The following is a 17,821-nucleotide window of genomic DNA, read 5'->3' as shown; positions in this document are numbered from 1 at the left end:
GGCGTGAAGTGTGATTTCAGCGCTCGCCGGCCACGCCGATGTTGCCGGATGGCGCGAAAATCACCGGCGGCACGGATAGCCCCCTCTCCCTTCAGGGCGGGGCGCGCAGCCGAGGGCTGGGGAGAGGGTTGCGGACCTAACCCCGGCACCGAAGTCGAACCTTCACCGCCACGACCCCCAACCAACGGCGGATAACCGCGAACGGTTATCCGCCCTACTCCGCCCCCATCCCCCATGTAGGAGCGCGCCCTGCGCGCGAAAATCGCGGGCAGGGCCCGCTCCTACAGGTACGGCGCCAGCTTCAACCGGTGCGATCCATCAAATGACACAACGCCGTCTTCAGCTTCATCGGCCTCACCGGCTTGTGCATCAGCGTATGCCCCAGCTCCCGCACCTGTTGCTTGAGCTCGTTGCTGTAGTTGGCCGTGATCATCAACGCCGGCAGCGGCGCGGCGCGGCGGGCGTTTATCGAAGCCACGGCGTCCACGCCGTTGCAGCCGTCGTCCAGGTGGTAGTCGGCTATCAGCAGGTCGGCCTCGGCGTGGAAGTTGTCCACCTGGCGCGCCAGGTCTTCTTCCGATAGCGCCGTGACCACCCGGCAGCCCCAGGCTTCCAGCAGGGTGCGCATGCCGGCGCAGATGGCCGCGTCGTTGTCCAGCACCCACACCCGCGAGCCGCGCAGGCGTTCCACCAGGTGTTCGGCCTGCTGCGCCGGCTCCGGGCGCGCCCGCACCGCACCGCGCGCCAGCGGAACCTCGATGGCGAAGCGCGAGCCCTTGCCAGGTACCGAGCCGACCTGGATGCGGTGGCCGAGCATGCGTGCGATCTTCTCGACTATCGCCAGCCCCAGGCCCAGGCCGCGGTCCTGGTGGGAGCGCTGGGTGTCGCCGCGCTTGAACTCCTGGAAGATCTCGCCGAGCTTGTCCGCCGGGATGCCCATGCCGGTGTCCCAGACCTCGATCCACAGGCTCTGCCGGCGCCGCCGGCAGCCCAGCAGCACGCGGCCGCTGGGCGTGTAGCGGATGGCGTTGGACAGCAGGTTGCGCAGGATCCGCGCGAGCAGCTGCAGGTCGCTGCGCACCTGGGCGTCGCAGGCCACGTAGTCCAGGCGCAGGCCTTCGCTGGCGGCGATCTGGCGGTATTCGGCGGCGAGGTTGCCGAGCAGCTCGCCCACCTCGAAGGGCGCGATGTCCGGCTTGATCACCCCGGCGTCGAGCTTGGAGATGTCCACCAGGGTGCCCAGCAGGTTCTCCACGTCTTCCAGCGAGTGGCTGATGTTGCGCACCAGGCCGTCGCCCTCGCCGCGCTCCTGCAGGGCGCTGGTGAACAGCCGCGCGGCGTTCAGCGGCTGCAGCAGGTCGTGGCTGACCGCGGCAAGGAACTTGGTCTTCGACAGGTTGGCCTGCTCGGCCTCGCGCTTGGCCTCGCGCAGGCGCGCCTGCACCTGGCTGCGCTCGTCGATCTCGCGCTTGAGCTGGTCGTTCAGGCTGGTCAGCTCGGCGGTGCGTTCGCGCACCCGTTGCTCCAGGTTCTGGTAGGCCTGGTGCAGCGCCTCGGCGGTGCGCCGGCGCTCGGTGATGTCGCGGATCAGCACGAACAGCCCGGCGACCTGGCCGTCGGCCTGGCGGTTGGGCACGTAGGAGCGCTGCATGTAGCGCTCCTGCCCGGCCAGGTTGGTCTCGGCGATCTCGAAGGTCACGCTCTCGCCCGACAGCGCCCGCTCGAAGTACGGTTCCAGGCGCCGGCAGTGCTCGGCGCCGTGCACCTCGCGCAGGTTGCGCCCGAGCATCGCGCCGCTGGGCCAGCGGTACCACTGCTCGTAGACCTTGTTGGTGAACTCGTAGACCAGGTCGGCGTTGAGGTAGGCGATCAGCGCCGGCACCTGGTCGGTGATCAGGCGGATCCAGCGTTCGCTCTCGCGCAGCGCCTCGGCGTGGCGGTAGCGCTCGGTGATGTCGGTGAAGGTGTTGACGAAGCCGCCGGTGGGCAGCGCGTGGGTGCGGATCTCCAGCATGCGGCCATCGAACAGGCGCTGCTCCAGGGCCGCCAGGGGCGCGCCGTCGTCGCCGCGGCTGCGCGGGGTGAGCAGCGGCAGGCCGCTCTCGCCCATGACGTCGGCGAAGGGCCGGTGCGCGCCGATCGGCGCCAGCCCGCAGAGTTCCAGGAAGCGCCGGTTCCACAGCTCCAGCGCGCCTTCGGCGCCGACCATGGCCACGCCCTGGGACAGGTTGTCCACGGCGCGCTGCAGCAGGTGCGACTTCTGCGCCACCGCCTGCTCGCGGCGCGCGGTCTCGCTGAGCTTGATCTCGGTGATGTCGGTGTAGAGCACCACCAGCCCGCCGTCGCGGGTCGGCCGCTCGCTCATGCGCACCCAGCGGTCGTCGCGCAGGCGGTAGAGGGTGTGTTCGTCGTCGTTGCTCCGCTGTTCCTCGACGATCAGCCCGCTGCTCTGCGCCAGGCGGCGCACCTCGGCCAGCCGGGTGCCGGCGCCCAGGCGCGCGCGGGTGGGCGCCCAGAGCGCGCGGAAGCGTTCGTTGAACAGCACGATGCGCTGCTGCGGGTCGAACAGCACGAAGGCGTCGGAGATGCTTTCGATGGCGTCCAGCAGGTGCTGGTGGGCGGTCTCGGCGCGCAGGCGGGCATCGCTGAGCAGCTGGTTGCTGGACTTCAGCTCGGCCATTGCCTGGCTCAGGGCGTCGGTGCGCTCGCGCACCTGCTCGGCCAGCACCACCGAGTGCTGGAAGGCCCCGTAGGCGCCGTCGCCGCGCGAGGCGCTGGATTCGATGCGCTCGATCAGCGCGGTGTTGATGCGCTGCAGCTTGAGCTTGTCGCGCTCGAGCGCCTCGATGCGCGCCAGCAGCTCAGCCGGCGCCGCCACGGGGACGGCCAATGGCGACGCCGGTGAAGGTCTGGTTGATGTGCATGCCATTGAATTGCTCTCCGTAGGTGTTGAAGCCGATCACCTGCTGGTGGCGGAGAAAAGCGGCGGTGGCTGCGCTGTCGCCCGCCACTTCCAGCTCCAGGCGGCGCAGGAAGCAGTCGCAGCCGATGGTCAGCAGCGGCGGGCCGAGGCGTTCGTGCAGGCGCGCGAACTGCGCCTGCAGGTTGGGCAGCAGCGGCCCGGTGCTCATGGCGGTGAGGACGATGCCGTTCTCCACCGCGCAGTAGAAGGTCAGGCTGAAGTCGTCGTGCACCTGCTGGATGGAGCGCACGTAGTACTGGTCCTTGATGCGCACCGCCAGCGGGTGGCGGGAGAACAGCTCGAAGCTCAGCTCGTGGGGCTCCACGCCGACCAGCCGGGCGTATTCCAGGGCGGCGGGCTCGGCGTTGAGTTCCAGCACCCGGCGGCTGGCGCTGTCGGCGCGGGTCACCACCAGCTTCTCGCCGCGCGGCACCACGTGGTGGGTGGTGAACACCTCGAAGTCGAGCCAGGTGTTGAACAGCAGCACCACCGCCGCGCCGGTGTGGAACTGGCCCTGGTAGTAGACGTGGGTATGGGTGAGGTGGTTGTCGTCGCCGGCCGAGCCGCCGAAATGCGGGATGGCGCCGAGCGCCGCGCTGAGCGCCGCCAGCACCACCTCTTCGCGGCTGGACAGGCCGTCGAGCAGGGTCAGGGCGAAGCTGTGGTCCTTGATCGGCGCCAGCTCGCTGCTGCGGCAGTCGGCCACCAGGGCCTCCACCAGCTGCTGCGCGTCGATCAGGCTGAAACGCTCCATCTCGTCGATCAGCGCGCTGGCCACGGCGAAGCTGCGCACGTCGAAGCCCACCGCGCTGACGCAGCCGCGGCCGTAGCCCTGGGGGGTGATCTCGCCGGCGGTGGTGCAGCCGACCAGCTCGATGCCGCCGAAGTACTGCTCCAGCGCGGCGGCCAGGGCCGGCAGGTCGTACTCGGCGGAGCAGAAGAACAGCACGAAGCCCAGGTGCGGGTGGATCAACTGGCGCGCCAGGTCCTGGGCCACCGCCTCCGCATCGCGGGCACTGGACATGCCCCTGACTACCCCTTCCCCCTGCCCTTCCTGCATACGCCTGCCTCAACGCCGGTTGACCACGGGGGCATTCTACGAAGGCGCCCGGCGCGGCCCCATGCTACTTGGGTGCTGGCGGGGACCTCCGAAAGGCGTAGGGGCGGGCCGGAAGCTCCGGCGCACTTCGCGGGCAATATCCGCTTACCGTACAAGCGGCCCGGCTTCCGTAGGATGGGTTGAGCGAAAGCGATACCCATCACCAGGGTCCGATGGGTATCGCAAGCTCAACCCATCCTACGAAAAGCACCTCGGCGCAGTCGGCAAGACAGTTGCTCCCCATTTCCTTTGTAGGAGCGCGCCCTGCGCGCGATTCGCGGTACAGCGAACAGCGGAGTCAGGTTCATCTGCGGAGCGGGGTTGGGGTCCGCAACCCTCTCCCCAGCCCTCTCCCTGAAGGGAGAGGGGGCTAGTCCGTGCCGAGAATGGATTTGGTGTCAGCCGGCAACTTCGTGCTAGCCGGCTGACTCCGAAATACCCGAGCACTCCGAACGGTCCCCTCTCCCTTCAGGGCGGGGCGCGCAGCCGAGGGTTAGGGAGAGGGCGCTCTTCAAAGCAACACCATCCCCCCACAAAAAAAACGGCGGACCGACGCCACCGCCGCCCCGCCCAATTACTGCCAAAGGAGCTCTGAGGATTACCAGTTCAATACCGCGCCAACCGCAAAGGTGTCGGTGTCCTCGCTCACCAGCGAGCCCTTGCGGCCGTCGATCTCGTACTGGTTGTACTCGGCCACCAGCTTGAGGTTGTCGTTGATGGTGCGGAAGTAGGCGATGCCGCGGGTGGAGTAGTCCGCCGCGCTGCCCAGGCCGTTGCCGTCGTCCTCGGTCTTGCCGTAGGACAGCGCCAGGCGGTTCTTGCCCCAGGTGTAGGAGCCCTGCAGCAGCATGCCGCGGCTGTCCACCTCGCGCAGCGCGGCTTCGCCGGCGTTGTTGGTGAAGAAGGGGTTGATGCCCTTGGCGGTGAAGCCCGAGCCGGTCAGCGACACGCCGCCGAACTTGGCCTGGATGCCGTAGCCCAGGCCCTTGGAGGTGACGTCGTCGACCTGGTCGTTGGTGTTCTTCGAGGTCTGGTAGGCGCCGTTGACCCAGCTGTAGATCTGCGCGCCGCCCAGGTCGAACTGGTAGCTGATCTCGCTCTCGTAGCGCGGGTTGTCCTGGTAGGCCTTGTCGTCCAGGCCGTCGCTGGCGTCCTTGTCGATCTGGTTGGTGTCGATCGGGTCCATGATGCCCACCGCCACGCGCAGGCCGTCCACCAGGTTGTTGTTGCGGTAGGTGATCTGCGAGGTGGGGAACGGGTACGGGTAGCCGGTGCCGATGTTGCCGAAGGACACGCCCTTGCCGTCCACCAGGCCGAGGGTGTCGCTGGCGTTGCCGAAGCCGGCCAGCAGTTCGTCGAGGAAGATGTTCGAGCGCGAGAACAGGCCGAAGTCCTTGCCGATCAGCACCTCGCCCCAGTCGCCGGCCACGTTGCCGTAGAACTGCCGCACGTCGATGGCGGTGTCGGTGCCGTCCTGCTCGCTGTCGTTGATGGTCACCCAGAACGAGGAACGCCCGGTGAGGGTCAGGCCGTCGATCTTCTTGCCGAAGTTGAAGCCGATGTAGTTGGGCAGGAAGCCCATCTTCACCCGCGACTGGCGGCGGTCGTAGGTGTCGCCCTCGCGGTCCACGTCGCTGTTGACGTAGAAGGCGTTGAAGTAGCCGTCGGTGGAGAAGGTGGTGTCGTCCTTGTCGTACAGCTTGATGTCGGCGACGGCCGGCAGGCAGCCCAGGCTGCCCAGCGAGGCCAGGGCCAGGGGCAGGAAACGGCGAATGGCGGTGTTGTTCTTGTTCATGACGCGCTCCGCAGGGGATGGATGACCGTTCGGGGTCGTGGCGGAGGCGATTATCGAAACGCCCCGCGCGGCGCCATACGCTGCTTTGGGCGCGCTTCGACGCTGCTTGCGTGGGGCTTGCCGGAGCGCTGCGCAAGGCCATGGCACCAGGCCACCACAAGGCCCGGCGCCTTGGTCGCGGGGGTAGCGGCACCTTGGCAGCGGGCCTTGCGGCGCAGGACCAAAGTCGCAGGCGTACGTGTCCGGGGCGGTACGCCCGGGCAGCAGCGGAAGAAAGTCTGGGGGTGGATCAGGCGCGGTGGGTCAGCAGCCAGCAGCCGCCCTGCTCGCCCAGCAATGCGGCATGGGCGGCCTGGAGATCGGCGCGAGTGGTGCGGCGGGCGGCCTCGGCCACGCGTTGCGCGTGATCGGCATCCACGCCGGCGAGTTGGTCGCGCCAGGCTGCGCCCTCGCTAGCTGGCTCATTCGCCAGGCTGTGGGCGAGGTCGTGCAGGCGGGCCTCGGACAGTTCGCCCAGGGAGATGGCGGCGTCTTCCAGGAAGGTGCGCAGGTGGCCGAACAGCGCGTCCGGCTGCGCGTGCGGCGACTGCACGGCGAACAGCAGCCCGCGCCAACCGGCGACCTGGCGGAAGCCGCAGAACAGCGCGTAGCCCAGGTTCAGCTCGACGCGCAGGCGCTGGTAGAAGCCGCCTTCCAGCTCGCGCGCCAGCAGGCGCCAGGCGGCCTCCTGAGTCGCATCCCGCCCTGGCAGCGGGTAGAACAGCAACAACGCCGACTCGCCCTCACCCGCCATGACGCAGCGATGGCGGCCGGGAACCAGTGCCGGCGGCAACAGCAGCTCCGTCGCCAGCAGGCCAGGCACCTGGCTTGGCTGGGGCGGCTCGACGTTGCGCGCCAGCACATCCCAGCGCGCCGAGGGCCAGTCCGGCAAAGCCGTACCCTCCCCCGCCAACTGGACCGGCAAGGCATCGAGCAGACGGCGGATCGGCAGTTCGGCGGCCTTCTGCTGCCGCTCGCGCAGCAGCAGGCGCTCCCCCTGGGCCAGCGCTGCCGCGGGAGGCTCGGCCAGTAGCGCCAGGGCGCCGTCCAGGCAGCTTTCCAGGCGGTCGGCCGGGCCTTGCAGGCCCAGGGTCCAGTCGGCGCCCTCCTCGTCCAGGCGCAGGCTCACGCCATTGCGCCGCGCCAGCCCGGCCAGGGGACGCAGGCCGTGGCGCAAGGCGAGGAAGTGGCTATGGGCCGGCGCGCTCGGGAAGCGCCAACGCAAATGGATCGCCCCCGTTGCCGCCGTGCTGGCCGCAGGTGGCGCCGCGAAGCGCCAGGGCTGCGGGGCGAAGTCCACGGACTCGACCGGGCTGCGCCCCAGGTGCAGGTCGAAGCCGGCTACGCAGGCGGGCTGGCCCGGCGCATCCGCCGCCACCAGCAGGCGGACCAGGCGCGATGCGTCCAGCGCCGCCAGCCATTGCGGCGAGACCGGCGCCGGCAGGCCCCGGGCACGCCGCTGCAGTTGTTCCAGGGGAGGCAGTTGCCGTGCTTCGTCCGCCACCAAGGCAACGCCGCCACCCTCGCGCAACGCCCGCAGCCAATCGAGGAAGGCCGCCTCGACCCGCGCGGCATCCCGCGCCTGGGCCAGTTCGAAGGTCGCCGCCAGCAGCGCCTGCCCCGGCGCGCGGTAGACCACCCGCAAGCTCGCCGCATCGCACAGCCCGCGCTCGCCCAGCCAGGCCAGCAATCCACCCTCCGCCTCGTCGGCCAGCAGGCCGGCCAGGGCGTCGAAGGTCTGTTCGGCGGCGGCATCCAGCTCGGCCACGGCGAAGCCCAGCACCAGGCGCGGCGCACCGGGCAGGCGCAGGTGCAGCCTGTCGCCGGCCAGCGGCACCAGGGCCGGCGGCAGGTTGCGGACCGGCACTGGGCCAGCCAACCAATCCCCGCAGTACCGGGCGGCCAGGGCCTGCAACTCATCGAGGGACTGCGGCCCCTGCAGCCACAGCTGCACATTGCCGGGCCGGTAGAAACCGCCATGGAAGTCCCGCAGCGCGCCCTGGAAGCCCGCCTCCTCCACCGCCAGGCTGGCGCGCCGGCCGGCCACGAAGCGGCGCAGCGGATGCCCCTCGGCCACCCCGGCGGCCAGGGCCGCGTCTATCAGCGTGCCGGCATCGCTGGCGCGGGCGATGTATTCCGCCTCCAGCACCTCGCGTTCGCCGAGTTGCGCGCTAACTTCCAACCGCGGCCGGGCCAGCATGTCGAGCAGGCACGCCAGGCCGCCGTCCAGCTCCGCGGCGGGCACTTCGAAGAAGTAGTCGGTAGTGCGCGCCCGGGTGCTGGCGTTCAGCCGCCCGCCCCGCGCCTGCACCCAGGGCATCAGCCGCTCGCCCGCGGCGAAGCGCACGCCGCCGAGGAACAGCAGGTGTTCGAGGAAATGCGCGAGCCCGGGGTGCGCCCGCGGCTCGTCATGGCTGCCGGCCGCCACCCGCGCCAGGGCGGCGGCGCGGGTGGCCTGCGGATCGTGCACCAGGGTCAGCCCCAGGCCGTTGGCCAGGACGACCTGGCGGGCCTGCGGGGGCGCGGCGTTGCGGTTCATGGGCAATCCAATGGTGTTCTGCCGCCACCTTACCCGCACGCCGGAGGAAGGGAATAGTGCTTTGGAGGGGTCAGGGGCCGCTGGCGCTGATGACGCCCGTGCGCACCTGCTCGGCCATGGCGATCAGCCGTTCGGCATCGCCCTGCAGGAAGGCCGCCATGCGCACCAGGTGCACCGCCTGGGATGCCGGCAGCTGCTCGGCGGCCCGCCCCAGGTCGGTCGCCAGCCCCTCATGGCGGAAGGCCATGTTCAATAATTCGCGCCGCAGCCGCTGGCTCGCTTCGTTCAGGCCCATGACGCACCCTCGCTGGCAATCGAAAGTTCCAGCATAGACGAGCCGGCCTCCGTGCCCCGCCGGCCGTCATACCCAGGTATGCCCGGCCTATACCCATGTGCATTTCTGGCCGCCGGGCCGCGTTCCTATAATCGCCACCCGAGGTCCCGCGCCGGGCAAGCCCGGGCGCTTGACCTTGACACTAGCGTCAAGCCCCTAGAGTTCCGCCGGTGGAGGTGAACATGCGGATTGGCGAACTGGCACTGCGTACCGGCGCGAGCACCCGCGCGCTTCGTCATTACGAGGCCCGGGCGCTGATCGCGTCGTCACGGCTGGAAAACGGTTATCGCGACTACGCCCCGGCCATGGTGCAGCGCGTGCTCTGGATACGCGAACTGATCGAGTGCGGCTTCAGCACCCGGCAGATCCACGGCCTGTTGCAGCACCTGGAGGAGGAGGAAGACAGCGAAGGCTTCCTCGCCTGCCTGCAGCGGCACGTGGAGAAGCTCCAGGCACTGGACGCGCTCCAGGCCCGGCTCGCCGATCGCCGCGCGAAGCTGGCGGAGAAGATCGGGCGCTACCTGCCGCTGCCGGCCGATCCTGCATGGCAATCCCCCACGCAAACTCACTCGGCAACGACGTTGGAGGAATGATGGGAAAGCTGAACGACAAGATCGCGCTCGTGACGGGCGGCAACAGCGGCATCGGCCTGGCCACCGCGCAGCGGTTCGCCCGGGAGGGCGCGACGGTGGTCATCACCGGGCGGCGCCGCCAGGTGCTGGACGAGGCCGTCGGGCAGATCGGCGGCAACGCCCTGGGCATCTGCGCCGATGCCGGCCGGCTGACCGATATCGACGCGCTGTACCAGCGCATCGGCCAGCTGTACGGGCGGCTCGACGTGCTGGTCGCCAATGCCGGCATCATCCGCCCCGCCGCGGGCGAACAGGTGGACGAGGCGCAGTTCGACGAGCAGTTCGACATCAACGTCAAGGGCGTCTTCTACAGCATCCAGAAGGCCCTGCCGCTGCTGCGCGACGGCGGCTCCATCGTGCTGGTGTCGTCCATCGCCCACCTCAAGGCCTTGGACGCCCATGTGGTGTACGCCGCCAGCAAGGCCGCCGTCCGCTCCTTCGCGCGCAGCTGGGCGGCGGAGCTCAGGCAGCGCAACATCCGCGTCAATTGCCTGAGCCCGGGCCCGGTGCTGACGCCGATCATCGGCAAGATGGGCATCGGCGACGAGCAGTTCGCCGCCTTCGAAAGGCAGGTGGCCGGGCAGATTCCCCTGGGCCGGCTCGGCCGCCCCGAGGAGCTGGCGAACGCCGCGCTGTTCCTCGCCTCGGACGACAGCAGCTTCATCACCGGCGTCGACCTGTGCGTGGACGGCGGCCTATCGCAGCTCTAGGGCCTGGCCCGGGCAGCCCCGCAGGTCGAAGCGGACCCGCGCGCCGCGCGGCGGGTTGGCCAAGGCCTGCAGCTGCCCGCCATGGGCCTCGATGATCGAGCGGCAGATCGACAGGCCCATGCCCAGGCCGCTGGGTTTGGTGGTGTAGAAAGGCGCGAAGACCTGCCCGGCGTCCTGCGCGGCGAAGCCAGGCCCGGTGTCGCTGACGCTCACCCGCACGCCGCCTGCGCCATCCGGCGCCGTCTCGATGTCCAGCTGGCGCACGCCGTCGTCGACCTCGCCCATGGCCTCGATGGCGTTGATGATCAGGTTGAGCAGCACCTGCTGCAGCTCCACGCGGTCGCCCTCCACCGGCGGCAGGCCGTCGGCCAGTTGCGTGCGCACCGTGGCGCCGCCCTTGGCGGCCTGGCCGCGGGTGAACTCGACCATTTCCAGGATCGCCTCGTTGATGTCCAGCGCGGCCTTCTGCGACGGCGCCTTGCGCAGCAGCCCGCGGATGCGCTTGAGCACGTCCGCGGCGCGGTTGGCGTCCTTGACGATGCGTTCGAGCCCCTGCCCCACCTCGCCCAGGTCCGGCGGCTGCGCGCCCAGCCAGCGCTGCGCCGCGTAGGCGTTGGTGATGGTGGCGGCGATCGGCTGGTTGACCTCGTGGGCGATGGACGCGGTGAGCTGGCCCATGGTCGCCACGCGGTTGGCGTGGGCCAGTTCGCCCTGCACCTCGCGGTAGCGCCGCTCGCGCTCGGCGAGGTCGCGGTACAGCCGGGCGTTCTCCAGCGAGGCGGCGGCCTGCGAGGCCACCAGCTTGAGCACGGCGGTGCGCGCCGGGCTGAAGGCGCGGGCGGTCAGGTTGTTCTCCAGGTACAGGGCGCCGCTGAGCTGGCCCTGGTTCATCAGCGGCAGGCAGAGGATGGAGCGCGCCTGGCGGTTGCGCACGTAGGGCGAGCTGGCGAACGCCGCCTCGGCCAGGGCGTCGTCCAGCGCCAGGCTCTCGCCGGTGCGCAGCACCTGGTAGAGCAGCGCCTCCGGCAGCAGCGCCTCGCTCAGCGGCTCGTCGCGCAGTTGCAGGCGCGGCGCATCGTCGTCGACCGTCACCTGCGCCACGATGCGCGGCCCGTCGGCGCCCTGGAGCACCAGCACGCCGCGCTCGGCGCCGGCCTGCTCGAGGGCCGTGCGCATGACGCTGTCCACCAGCCGCTCCAGCACGATTTCGCCGGAGGTGGTTTGCAGCACCTTGAGCACGGTGGCCAGGTCTAGCTGTTCCACCGGGGCGGCCATGGTGGCGGTGGGGCCCGGCGCCGGCGCCTGTTCGCCGAGGAAGGGATGCCACGCCTCCAGCTGCCGCAGTTTGCCCTCGGCGCCCCAGCGCAGGTAGCAGGCATACGCGCCCTGCAGGTAGACGCGGGCCACCCTGTCGAGCCCGCGCGCGGCGTAGCAGGCGGCCGCCAGTTCGTTGGCCAGCGCCTCCACCTGGAGGAAGCCGTCGTCCTGGGCGGCGCGGATGGCCTGCTCGTAGTGCAGCTCGGCGTCGGCCACGCGGCCCCGCAGGCGGGCGAGTTCGGCTTCCAGCAGCAGGACGTGGCAGCTGAAGTTCGCCGGGCAGAGGTCGGCCCACACCCGCAGTTCGTCCCGGTGTGCGGCTATCACGTCCAGGTGGCTATCGTCCGGCGAGGCGGCATCGCACAGCGCGGCGTGGGCAAGCGCGTCGAAGAAGCAGTACTCGCCCTCCTCGATGAACGCGTGGGAGGTCCACAGCAACGGTTGAGCCTGGGCGGAAGCCTCCAGCGCCGCCGAGTAATCGCCGGCGAAGTAGCGCGCCTGCAACTTGCGGATCCAGTACCAGCAGCTGTACACCCGCGAGGCGCCGGCCAGGCGCGCCTCGGTCTCCGCCTCGCGGAAGCCGCCCTGGTCGAGGTGGCCGAAGCGCGGGGCCAGGCCGCGCAGGGTGCGGATCAGCGCGAGCTGGTTGTCGAGGAAGTCGATCACCAGGCCGAAGCCGACCTTGCCGGCGTAGGCCAGGCCGCGCTCCGCCTCGGCCTGCAGTTCGGGCAGCGGCTCGCCGCTGAACAGCAGGTTGGACACCAGGCTGTTGCAGGCGAAGGCGCCGAACGGCAGGTCGCCGGTGCGGTTGGCGCTGTCGAACACGCGGCGCAGCTGCTCCTCGCAGGCGCGCACCGGCTGCACCCAGCGCTGCGCGAACAGCGAGAACGACAGGTAGGTGCGCGCCTCGTAGCGTTCCAGGCGGCGGCGTTCGACGAGTTCGCAGCCGAGCCGGCCGAAGTGGAAGCCGGCCTGGTAGTCGCCGAAGCGCCGTCCGGCGACCCGCGGGATGTTGGCGTAGGCCACGCAGGAGGCGTCGCCGTTGCCGTGCTCCAGGCTCAGGTTGATGGCCTTGCAGATGGTCAGGCAGGCCAGGTTGCCGTCGGTGTGCAGGGCCGGCGAGAACAGCGTGGTCAGCGCCTCGATGGTGGCCAGGGCGAGCGGCTCGCGCATCGGCGGCAGGTCGATGAGCGTGTCGATGGGCCGCGCGCCGAGTTGCGCGCGGATGCGCTCGTACTCGGCCTGCACCGTGGCGTCGTCCGGGTGGGCCGGCCAGTCGATGCCCACGTGGCGGAGGAAATCCAGGCAGACCGCCACGGCGTCGTCGCGGCGGTCGAGGATCAGGTAGACGTCCACCTGCAGGCAGGCCACCCAGGCGCGCTGCACGGTCGTCGCGGCGCGCCCGGAGAGCATCCGCAGGCGCTGCTCGGCCAGGGCCACCTGGCCGGTGGCGAACTCGCATTCGGCGCGGCCGGACTCCAGGGCGAACAGCAGTTCGTGGCGGCCCTGCCAGCTCGCCTCATCCAGCAGCTCCACGCCGCGGGCGAAATAGGCCAGCGCCGAGGCATAGGCGGTCGAGGCCTTGGCCCGCTGCCCGGCGAGCAGGTTGAACCCGGCCAGGCGCTCGCGCTCGGCCGGCTCGGCGATCAGCGCAGCGCCGCGGTTGAGCTGGCCGACGATCTCGAAGATCGCCTCTTCGCGCGCCTGCGGCGGCGTCTGCTCGGCCAGCAGGCGGCCGATCCGCAGGTGCGCCGCGGCGCGCTCGGCCTGGGGAATCAGCAGGTAGGCCGCCTCGTGGATGCGGTCGTGGGCGAAGGCGTAGGCGCCCTCCCCGCGCTCCACCAGTTCCTGGCGGATGGCGTCCCACAGGGCCCGCTGCAGCTGGCTGCGCGATAGCGCCAGCACGCTGCCCAGGGTCGCGGCCTCGGCGCGGTTGCCCAGGCAGGCCAGCTGCTGCAGCACCTCCTGGGTCTGCGCCGGCAGGCGCGCCAGCTTGTCGAGCATCAGGTCGACGACGTTGTCGGTGTAGCCCATCGCCTGGATGCGCCCGAGGTCCCAGCGCCACTGCCGCGCCTGCGCCTCGAAGGCCAGCAGGCCCTCCTCGGCCAGGGCCTGGAGGAACTGGATGACGAAGAACGGGTTGCCGGCGGTCTTGTCGTGCACCAGCTGCGCCAGCGGGCGGATATGCGCCGGCGCGCCGTGCAGGGCCTCGGCGATCAACTGTTCGACGTGGCCGCGGCCCAGCGGCGCCAGGCGGATTTCGTCGATGCGCACCTGCGCCTTGCCGACCTTGCGCAGCGTGGTGCGCAGGGGGTGGGCCTCGTCCACCTCGTTGCTGCGGTAGGCGCCGAGCAGCATCAGATGGCGCAGGTCGTCGCTGGTCAGCAGGTCTTCCAGCAGGTCGAGGGTGGCCGCGTCCAGCCATTGCAGGTCGTCGAGGAACAGCGCCAGTGGGTGTTCCGGCCGGGCGAACACGCCGATGAAGCGCTTGAGCACCAGCAGGAAACGGCGCTGCGCCTGCTGCGGTTCCAGCGCCGGCAGCGGCGGCTGCTCGCCGATGATCAGCTTCAGCTCCGGGATCAGTTCGGTCATCACCCGCGCATTGGCGCCCAGCGCCTGCTGCAGGGCCTGGCGCCAGCGCGCCAGCTCGCGGTCGTTCTTGCCCAGGAGCATGCGCACCAGGCCCTGGAAGGCCTGCACCAGGGTGGAGTACGGGATGTTGCGCTTGTACTGGTCGAACTTGCCGGAGGCGAACAGCCCGCGCGGCGGCACCAGCAGCTTGTGCAGTTCGTTGACCACCGAGGACTTGCCGATGCCGGAGTAGCCGGACACCAGCACCAGCCCCGGCGCGTCGCCCGCGACTATGCGTTCGAAGGCGGCCACCAGGGTGCCGACCTCGCATTCGCGGCCGTAGAGCTTCTCGGGGATCAGCAGGCGCTCCGGCACGCTGTGCCCGTCCAGCGGGAAGTCGTCGATGCGCCCCTGGCGCTGCCAGCTCGCCAGGCAGCGGCGCAGGTCGTGCTCCAGCCCGGCGGCGCTCTGGTAGCGCTCCTCGGCGGTCTTGGCCAGCAGCTTCATGACCAGTTGCGACAGCGGCGCGGGGATGCTCGCCACCCGCGCCGTGGGCGGCACCGCCTGGCGCGCGATGTGGCAGTGCACCCACTCCATGGCCTCGCTGGCGGCGAACGGCAGGTCGCCGGTGAGCATCTGGTAGAGGGTGATGCCCAGGGCGTAGAGGTCGCTGCGCGAGTCGATCGAGCGGTTCATCCGCCCGGTCTGCTCGGGCGCCATGTAGGCCAGGGTGCCGGCGATGGTTTCCGGCGGCTCCGGCGCCTGGCGCTCGCGCGGCAGCCAGGAGGCCAGGCCGAAACCTGTGAGGCGCACGCGGCCGTCGGCGCAATCGACCAGGATGTGCGGCGGCTTCAGGTCCTTGTGCACCAGGCCGCGCTGGTGCAGGTGGCCCAGGGCCGCGCTGATGCCCACGGCCAGCTGCAGGAAGCGGCCGGTCTCCATGGGCGCGCCCAGTTGCGCGGACAGCGGCTCGCCGCCGGGGTCTTCCAGCACCAGCAGGCTGCGCCCGCCCTCGCGCAGCAGCTCCAGCGGGCGCACCGCCCAGGCGCCGTCCAGCTGGTCCTTCAGGCCGAACTCGTGGGCCAGGCGCTCGACGCTGGCGGGCTGCGGCGGCTCGCCGGCCGGGCGCGCGAGCAGCACGCCGAGCTCGTCCTGGCGCGGGTGCCGCCCACGGCTGAACACGCGCTCGCCGTCGTCCCAGAGGACCTGCTGTCTGTCGCTCATCCCCGCTCCACGCCGCGCCCGCTCAGGGGGCCCGGCGCGTCTGCGGCGCGATGCCCAGGGCCTCGGACTTGCGCACCAGGTCCGCCACCGAGCGCGCCGCCAGCTTGCGCATCAGCTGCCCGCGGTGGACCTTCACCGTCACTTCGCTGAGGTTCAGTTCGGCGGCGATCTGCTTGTTCATCAGGCCGGCCACCACGTAGCCCATCACCTCCCGCTCGCGGGGGGTGAGCGCGGCGTAGGCCTCGCGCAGCCCGGCGCTGGAGCGCTCGGCGGCGAGCCGTTCGGCGTCCTTGGCCAGGGCGTTGGCCACGGCGTCGAGCATGTCCTGGTCGCGGAACGGCTTGGCGAGGAAGTCGACTGCGCCGGCCTTCATGGCCTTGACGGTCATGGCGATGTCGCCGTGGCCGGTCATGAACACGATGGGCATGCGCAGGCCGTGCTTCTCCACCTGCTCCTGGAAGGCCAGGCCGCTCTCGCCGCGCAGGCGCACGTCGAGCACCAGGCAGCTGGGGGCGTCGTCGCGGGGGAAGACGAGAAAGTCCGCGGGGGACTCGAAGGTCTCCACGCGCAGGCCGATGGAGCGCAGCAGCCCCGACAGCGCCAGGCGCATCGACTCGTCGTCGTCGACCACGTAGACCACCGGTTCCCTGGGCTTGGCGCTGCCCTGCTGCGCCCCCGATTGCGACCACGAACTCATCTGGCTGGCTCTCCCGCGACCGACGCCGCGCATGGCATACGACTGAAAAAACTAGTCCACCACGGCGTCTCCGACAACGCGGCGGGACGCCCGGCATCCGGACGAAGTTAGCGCGCCGCCGCGCCCGCTCGCCAGGACAGAAATCCCAGGTTATCGGCCAGCGCCGGCGCCGGGCTTGCCAAGCGCCGCCACAGGCGGTATCTCGCTGCTGGTTGGAATAGGCATGGCAGCGTTGGCAATGAACATCACCCCAATCGACAACCCCCAGAATGCGTTGCCCGGCAACGGCCCGCGCGAGGTGCTGTTCGTGGCCTACCCGGACATGGGCCTGCTCGACCTCAGCGGCGCCCAGACGGTGTTCTGGGCCGCCTCCAAGGCGCTGGCCGAACGCGGCCTGCCCGGCTACCGCCTGCACACCGCGAGCCTGGCCGGCGGCCTGGTGCGCACCGTGGAAGGCCTGGCGGTGGACAGTACGTGCCTGCCGCCGCCGCACGCCGTGGCAGCCGATACCCTGGTGGTGCCCGGCGCCCCGGACATCTGCCACACGCTGGACAGCCATACCGAGCTGGCAGCCTGGATCAGCGCCGCCGCGCCACACATCCGGCGTGTCGCCTCGGTGTGCAGCGGCGCCTTCCTGCTGGCCCGCGCCGGCCTGCTCGACGGCCGCCGCGCCGCCACCCACTGGGCCCTGTGCGACGCCCTGCGCCAGCGCTTCCCGGCAGTGGAAGTGGATGCCGACGCGATCTTCATCCAGCAGGGCGAAACCTGGACCTCGGCGGGCGTGAGCGCCGGCATCGACCTGGCCCTGGCGCTGGTGGAAGCCGACTGCGGCCGCGAGGTGGCCATGGCCGTGGCCCGCGAGCTGGTGGTGTACCTCAAGCGCCCCGGCGGCCAGGCGCAGTACAGCACCCTGCTGCAGTCCCAGGCCGCCGACAGCCCGCTGTTCGACGAACTGCACCTGTGGCTGGCCGAGCACCTGGGCGAGCGCAGCCTCACGGTGGAGCAGCTGGCCGAGCGCGTGCGGATGAGCCCGCGCAACTTCTCGCGGGTCTACAAGCAGCGCACCGGCCGCACCCCGGCCCGGGCCATCGAGCTGTTCCGCCTGGAGGCCGCCCGGCGCCTGCTGGAACACTCGACGCAGAGCATCGAGCAGATCGCCCGGCAATGCGGCTTCGGCAACGAGGAGCGGATGCGCGTCACCTTCCAGCGCCACCTGTCGATCGCCCCGCGCGACTATCGCAGCCGCTTTACCCGCGAGGCCTGAGCACTACATTCGTATCCATGAACTTGCCCTTCATTGATCAAGGAAGTTGCCAAGTTGCGGAAAGTGCCTCGACGGAAGTTTGCAAGAACCCATACCCAGGTCTCGCCCGACTATACCCAGGTATACTTCTTCGCCTTGTTCGCTGGCGTATCTTGAAGTCTCGACAGATACCGCCACGAGCAATTCCAGATGACCCAAGAACCTCCGAGTCGCCAGACGGTCGTGATTGCCGTGGTCGACGACGATGACTCCGTGCGCGCGGCGCTGGAGAGCCTGCTGCGCGCCAGCGGCTACCGCGTGCGCAGTCATTCCAGCGCCCTGGACTTCCTCGCCGGAGAGCCCGGCGAGGCGCAGTGCCTGGTGTCCGACGTGCAGATGCCCGGCATGAGCGGCCTGCAGCTGCACGCAAGGCTCATCGCCATGGGCCTGCGCATTCCCGTCATCTTCATCACCGCCTACCCCGAGGCGGTTCCCGCCCCGCTCGCCTGCCTGCCCAAGCCGTTCGACGCCGAGCGCCTGCTCGCGTACATCGAAACCGCCCTGCGCCAGCCGCGCTGAAACTTCCCCGGCAAGTTCTGCCGATACCTAGGTATATATCCGCCAGACCAACGCACTATTCCGCGAACCCCATGTAGAAG

11 protein-coding genes are annotated in these 17,821 nt (G+C 70.4%); 4 read left to right on the top strand and 7 right to left on the bottom strand.

What is annotated here, in order from left to right; translation table 11 throughout:
• Window positions 1-301 precede the first annotated feature (301 nt).
• From nahK to ACTWJ5_RS13280, 5 genes are all read right to left on the bottom strand, one after another.
• The gene (gene nahK, locus ACTWJ5_RS13300) at window positions 302-2,929 is read right to left on the bottom strand and encodes a hybrid sensor histidine kinase/response regulator NahK/ErcS' (protein ID WP_444438955.1); all 2,628 of its coding nucleotides are present in this window, start codon (window positions 2,927-2,929) and stop codon (window positions 302-304) included.
• Window positions 2,862-4,022 (bottom strand): nitric oxide-sensing protein NosP, encoded by a 1,161-nt coding sequence (gene nosP, locus ACTWJ5_RS13295; RefSeq protein WP_043316467.1) that lies wholly within the window; start codon window positions 4,020-4,022, stop codon window positions 2,862-2,864. The genes nahK and nosP overlap by 68 nt, the downstream gene beginning before the upstream one ends.
• Before the next feature lie 637 nt (window positions 4,023-4,659).
• Window positions 4,660-5,856 carry a porin gene (locus ACTWJ5_RS13290; RefSeq protein ID WP_043316469.1) on the bottom strand — a complete coding sequence of 399 codons (1,197 nt, stop codon included), beginning with the start codon at window positions 5,854-5,856 and terminating at the stop codon, window positions 4,660-4,662.
• Between the two features lie 289 nt (window positions 5,857-6,145).
• A complete protein-coding gene (gene pqqF, locus ACTWJ5_RS13285; protein ID WP_444438953.1) occupies window positions 6,146-8,434 on the bottom strand; it encodes a pyrroloquinoline quinone biosynthesis protein PqqF in 2,289 nt (762 codons plus the stop codon).
• A gap of 70 nt (window positions 8,435-8,504) precedes the next feature.
• Entirely contained in the window at window positions 8,505-8,729 is a 225-nt protein-coding gene (locus ACTWJ5_RS13280; RefSeq protein ID WP_058070440.1) for a hypothetical protein, read from the bottom strand.
• 221 nt (window positions 8,730-8,950) lie between these two features.
• On the opposite strand from ACTWJ5_RS13280, the gene ACTWJ5_RS13275 reads away from it, so the two are divergent.
• Window positions 8,951-9,361: a MerR family transcriptional regulator gene (locus ACTWJ5_RS13275; RefSeq protein ID WP_444438951.1), complete on the top strand. Its 411-nt coding sequence runs from the start codon at window positions 8,951-8,953 to the stop codon at window positions 9,359-9,361.
• Window positions 9,361-10,110, top strand: coding sequence for an SDR family NAD(P)-dependent oxidoreductase (locus ACTWJ5_RS13270; protein WP_256514960.1), 750 nt, complete (start codon window positions 9,361-9,363; stop codon window positions 10,108-10,110). Before ACTWJ5_RS13275 ends, ACTWJ5_RS13270 begins: the two co-directional genes overlap by 1 nt.
• Here the strand turns inward: ACTWJ5_RS13270 and ACTWJ5_RS13265 are convergent.
• Window positions 10,096-15,222, bottom strand: a complete 5,127-nt coding sequence (locus tag ACTWJ5_RS13265) for a trifunctional serine/threonine-protein kinase/ATP-binding protein/sensor histidine kinase (RefSeq protein WP_444438949.1) — start codon at window positions 15,220-15,222, stop codon at window positions 10,096-10,098. The two genes, ACTWJ5_RS13270 and ACTWJ5_RS13265, sit on opposite strands and share 15 nt — an antisense overlap.
• A gap of 22 nt (window positions 15,223-15,244) precedes the next feature.
• Window positions 15,245-15,919: a response regulator transcription factor gene (locus tag ACTWJ5_RS13260; RefSeq protein ID WP_074984045.1), complete on the bottom strand. Its 675-nt coding sequence runs from the start codon at window positions 15,917-15,919 to the stop codon at window positions 15,245-15,247.
• Between the two features lie 238 nt (window positions 15,920-16,157).
• Here ACTWJ5_RS13260 and ACTWJ5_RS13255 point away from each other — a divergent pair, with 238 nt between their 5' ends.
• Both ACTWJ5_RS13255 and ACTWJ5_RS13250 read left to right on the top strand, forming a co-directional pair.
• Complete coding sequence (locus ACTWJ5_RS13255) at window positions 16,158-17,183, top strand: GlxA family transcriptional regulator (protein ID WP_249919700.1); 1,026 nt, start codon at window positions 16,158-16,160, stop codon at window positions 17,181-17,183.
• A gap of 189 nt (window positions 17,184-17,372) precedes the next feature.
• On the top strand, window positions 17,373-17,741 hold the full coding sequence (locus ACTWJ5_RS13250; RefSeq protein ID WP_444438946.1) for a response regulator transcription factor: 369 nt from the start codon (window positions 17,373-17,375) through the stop codon (window positions 17,739-17,741).
• The last annotated feature ends 80 nt before the right edge of the window (window positions 17,742-17,821 follow it).

Origin of the sequence: Pseudomonas sp. A6, from assembly GCF_052367875.1 — a bacterium.
Classification (GTDB): Bacteria; Pseudomonadota; Gammaproteobacteria; order Pseudomonadales; family Pseudomonadaceae; genus Pseudomonas; species Pseudomonas citronellolis.
This window is presented reverse-complemented; position numbering and strand designations above follow the sequence as displayed.

Bases quoted from the DNA above. Each gene is read 5' to 3' on its own strand.
- nosP (WP_043316467.1), bottom strand. From the start codon at position 4,022: ATGCAGGAAGGGCAGGGGGAAGGGGTAGTCAGGGGCATGTCCAGTGCC.
- ACTWJ5_RS13290 (WP_043316469.1), bottom strand. From the start codon at position 5,856: ATGAACAAGAACAACACCGCCATTCGCCGTTTCCTGCCCCTGGCCCTG.
- nahK (WP_444438955.1), bottom strand. From the start codon at position 2,929: ATGGCATGCACATCAACCAGACCTTCACCGGCGTCGCCATTGGCCGTC.
- ACTWJ5_RS13250 (WP_444438946.1), top strand. From the start codon at position 17,373: ATGACCCAAGAACCTCCGAGTCGCCAGACGGTCGTGATTGCCGTGGTC.
- ACTWJ5_RS13255 (WP_249919700.1), top strand. From the start codon at position 16,158: ATGAACATCACCCCAATCGACAACCCCCAGAATGCGTTGCCCGGCAAC.
- pqqF (WP_444438953.1), bottom strand. From the start codon at position 8,434: ATGAACCGCAACGCCGCGCCCCCGCAGGCCCGCCAGGTCGTCCTGGCC.
- ACTWJ5_RS13270 (WP_256514960.1), top strand. From the start codon at position 9,361: ATGGGAAAGCTGAACGACAAGATCGCGCTCGTGACGGGCGGCAACAGC.
- ACTWJ5_RS13265 (WP_444438949.1), bottom strand. From the start codon at position 15,222: ATGAGCGACAGACAGCAGGTCCTCTGGGACGACGGCGAGCGCGTGTTC.
- ACTWJ5_RS13275 (WP_444438951.1), top strand. From the start codon at position 8,951: ATGCGGATTGGCGAACTGGCACTGCGTACCGGCGCGAGCACCCGCGCG.
- ACTWJ5_RS13280 (WP_058070440.1), bottom strand. From the start codon at position 8,729: ATGGGCCTGAACGAAGCGAGCCAGCGGCTGCGGCGCGAATTATTGAAC.
- ACTWJ5_RS13260 (WP_074984045.1), bottom strand. From the start codon at position 15,919: ATGAGTTCGTGGTCGCAATCGGGGGCGCAGCAGGGCAGCGCCAAGCCC.